This is a genomic window from Nonomuraea turkmeniaca, from assembly GCF_005889735.1.
GTDB lineage: Bacteria > Actinomycetota > Actinomycetes > Streptosporangiales > Streptosporangiaceae > Nonomuraea > Nonomuraea turkmeniaca.
The window spans coordinates 1-3,870 of record NZ_VCKY01000433.1; the positions used below are offsets into that span (position 1 = coordinate 1).

A 3,870-nucleotide genomic window follows, 5' to 3' on the forward strand; every position below is an offset into this window, starting at 1 on the left:
GATCGAGGCCGACCGGCGGATCCACGCCATGCCCGTCAGGAGACCCGCCCGCCCGCTCGCCGGCCCGGGCACCGGCGCGGGCACAACCGTGTACGTCGTGGACAGCGGCATCGACGTCGGCCGGGCGGAGTTCGGTGACCGGGCGTGGCGCGCCTTCGACGCCACGGGCGGCGCCGGCCGGGACTGCGGCGGCCACGGCACCGAGGTCGCCGGCCGGGTGCACGCCGCGGCGCCCGAGGCCGGGGTCGCGTCGGTACGGGTGCTCGACTGCGGCAACTCCGGCTCGCTGGCCGACGTACTGGCGGGGCTCGACTGGATCTACCGCCACGCGCGCGGCCCCTCCGTGGCCACCCTCGCGCTCGACGGCGCCGGCTCGCCCGCGTTGGACACCGCCGTGCGCTCGCTGGTGCGGTCGGGGGTGTTCGTGGCGGGCGCGGCCGACTCCGCTCAGTGCCGGGTCGCGCCGGCCGGGGCGGCGTACTCGGCGCTCGTCCCGTATATCGCGGGAGCCGCCTCGCGTTATCTGGAGCGCCATCCAGGCACAAATCCGGCCATCGTCGCGTCCTACCTGAACTGCCCGTCGACCCGCGGCGCGATTCGCCAGAACCCATCCATGGCCTCTAACCTCCTCATGCACAGCGGTGGGTTCTAGCGGGATGGATTCGGTAAATGTGACCGGCGTCACATCGCCCCTGGGCTATCCCAGGAAGGCGATGTTCGGACATGCCGGGTACGGTGCTGGCAGGCAACCGGCACACGCGAGAGACTCAAGGGTCCGGGGGAAGAATGGCGACGCTGACGAAGGGACTCGCATGCAGGAGCTCCGACTCGTCGCGGTGAGTGAGGACGGCACCTACCTCGTGCTGGCGACTGCCGGGCGAGGGACGCGCTTCACGCTTCCCGTGGACGACCGGCTCCGTGCTGCCGTCCGCGGCAACTTCTCCCGTCTCGGCCAGTACGAGATCGAAGTGGAGAGTCCGTTGCGCCCCAAGGAGATCCAGGCCCGCATTCGCGCCGGAGAGACCGCGGAGGAGATCGCCGCGACCGCCGGCATTCCAGTCGAGCGCGTGCGCTGGTTCGAGGGGCCGGTGCTGCAGGAGCGGGAGTACGTCGCCCAGCAGGCGCAGCGTGTGGCTGTGCGCATGCCGGGCGAAACCGCGCCGGGGCCGACCCTCGGCGACCTCGTCGCGGAGCGGCTGACCAGGCGCGGCGTGCCCACGGACGAGATCGACTGGGACTCCGCCAAGCGCGACGACGGGCTGTGGCGGGTCAAGCTCGGCTACGTGTGGAACGGCCACACGCGGCACGCCGAGTGGCTCTTCGACCCGCGCAAGCGGCACGTGTCGCCGTACGGCGACGAGGCCATGCGGCTGTCGGCGGCCGACTTCGACCCGGACCCGCCGGTCGTCGAGGACACGACGGTGACGCCGTTCGCGCCGCGGGTCGCCAAGCTGCAGCCGGTGCCGCCGCTCGCGTCCGACGCGGTGCCGTTCCCTTCGGTGGTGCGGCGCGAGCCCGAGGAGCCGGCGGTCGGCTACAACCCGCCGCCCAGGTCCTCTGAGACCGGCTACACGCGTGGGCCCGACGTGCCCGCTCGCGAGGCGCCCTTCGACCGCGCCGTCCCTCCCCGCGACGCTGCCTCCCCCGAGAGCGCCCTCCGCCACGAACCACCATCCCGCGAGACCTCCCTCCGCGAGGAACCACCGTCGCGCGAGACGACCTTCCACGACGAGCCGCCGTCGGGTGATGGCTCCTACCGGCCCGAGCCGCCTGCCCGCGAACCCGGCCATGCCCGCCCCGGCGAGACCTCTTCCCGCCGCGGCGGGTCTTCGCCGTGGCTGCCCGACTTCGGCACCGGGCGTCCGGCCGAGCGCGACACCGATTCCATTTACGCCCCCGCCTCACCTGCGGACACCCGCCCCGCGCCCCAGGCGCCCGCGGACGTCCGCCGCGATCCTCAGGCTTCGTCGCCTGCGGACTCCCACGCCGCTCCTCAGACACCCGCATCTCCGGACGTCCGCCCGGCGTCTCAGGCCTCCGATCCGGAGCCGCCGGTCGTCGCCCAGCGGCACGCATCCACCGGCGAGCACGCCTCGCCGCAGGCGCCGGATCCCGCGCAGCACGCGCACGGCCTGCCGCAAGAGCAGCCTTCCGCACAGGAACCGGTCGCCATTCCGGAGCAGCCGGTCACGGCCTCTCAGCCTGCCGCGCAAGCCGCCGCCACGGAGAGCGCCGTCACGGAGACCGCCTCCGCCACCGGGACGGCCGCCCAGCCTGAGGCGGACCGGCAGGCGACGCCCGCCGCTCACGTGCTCCCCGAGCCCCAGCCGGCCGGCCGGCCGACCTCCGACGAGCAATCATCCCGCAACACCCAGCCTGCCGGCGATGGCCAGGCTGCCGCCCACGGCCAGCCGACCGACCACGGCCAGGCAACTGCAGGTGGCCAGGCCGGTGACGGCCGGTCACCCACCAACAGTCAGGCAGCCGCGGTCAGTCGGACCAGTGACGGTCAGGCAACCACCGACACTCAGGCAGTCGCTGACACTCAGGCAGTTGCTGACACTCAGGCAGTTGCTGACGCTCAGGCGGCCGCGGACGCTCAGGCGGTCGCTGACACTCAGGCAGTCGCGGACGCTCAGGCCCCTGCGGCCGGTCACGCCGCCGGCGACGGTCGGCCGGCTCCTGCTGCCGGGACCGTTTCGGCCGCTCAACTGCCCGAGGTGGCGCCTACCGGTGCCGCGCCCGGTCCGGAGGCGTCCGCGTCCGCTGAAATCGGCACCACCGCCTCACCCGCTACCGCTTCGCCCGCCGTGGACGCCACCGAGCCATCGGATGCTCCTGTTCCGGCGGCCGACGTCACGACCGAGAGCCCGAGCCGACCGGCGGACTCCAAGACAGCGGCCGCCCAGGTCAAGTCCGAGGTCAAGGACGACCCCGCCGCGGAGTCGCGGGTCACCACGCCGGCCCCGGCTGTCGGAGCTTCGGACACCCAGGCTGCCGAAGTCGCGCAGGCCCAGACGACCGCAGCCGCGAACGCGCAGGCGGCCGAAGTCGCGGAGGCGCAGGCGGCCGAAGTCGCGGAGGCGCAGGCGGCCGAAGTCGCGGAGTCCGGCGCTCGCCAGGCCACGGTGGTCGGCGCTCCCCAGACCGCGGAGGTCAGTGCCCCCAAGGCCGCGGAGGCCGCTGCCCCCAAGGCCGTGAAGGGTGAGAAACCCGAGGCCGGGGCGGCGCAAGACGTGGCGGACCCGAAGCGCGAGAGCGCGGGCGGCGCCGAGCCCGAGGTTGAGCCCAGCGAGCCCGAGCAGGCGGCGAAGGAGACCAAGCCGCCCGCACCTGCGCCCAAGCCGAAGCCCGCCCCCGCCGAGCCCAAAGTGCCGGCGGCACGGGCAGGCAAGGACGAGGCCAAGGAAGAGCCGGCCGTGCCGGTGCCTTCCCCGCCGCCGGCTCCGGCCGCCCGCCAGACGCGCAAGGGGTCACGTGGCCGCCGTGCCTCGGTCCCGACGTGGGACGAGATCATGTTCGGCGCCCGCCGCCAGGACTGACTGACCTCACCACCGAGCCCACCGAACCGACCGAACCGACTACCAAGACCTACCCGCCGGCCTTTGGCCGAGCCATGCCCGCGCCCTCCTCCGGTCCTCCCCCCGACGACCTCGCAGCACAACGCGACGAGCACCCGGCGCGATGCCGGCGCCGACCGGCCACCGCAGCCTCGCCCTCCACGCCCGGCAGCACCCGGTCACACGGATCGTCCATCACGACGCGGAGGCCGCAGTGCGGCTGGCCGCACGTACCGGCGGCACCGCCGTGATACTCAAGCCACTGGCGATCGACGACGTGCTGGCCGTCGCCGCAGGGGGCGAACGTGTC

Annotated in this window: 2 protein-coding genes and 1 pseudogene; all 3 read left to right on the plus strand. The window is 74.0% G+C overall.

The window, feature by feature from the left end:
• The coding region (locus tag ETD86_RS56455) for a S8 family serine peptidase (protein WP_342779373.1) at positions 1 to 652 on the plus strand (652 nt) is incomplete at its 5' end.
• Positions 653 to 812: 160 nt separating this feature from the next.
• Positions 813 to 3,542 (plus strand): septation protein SepH, encoded by a 2,730-nt coding sequence (gene sepH, locus ETD86_RS57720; RefSeq protein ID WP_211370900.1) that lies wholly within the window; start codon positions 813 to 815, stop codon positions 3,540 to 3,542.
• Between the two features lie 142 nt (positions 3,543 to 3,684).
• A pseudogene (locus tag ETD86_RS53040) lies at positions 3,685 to 3,870 on the plus strand (hypothetical protein); the annotation flags it as partial.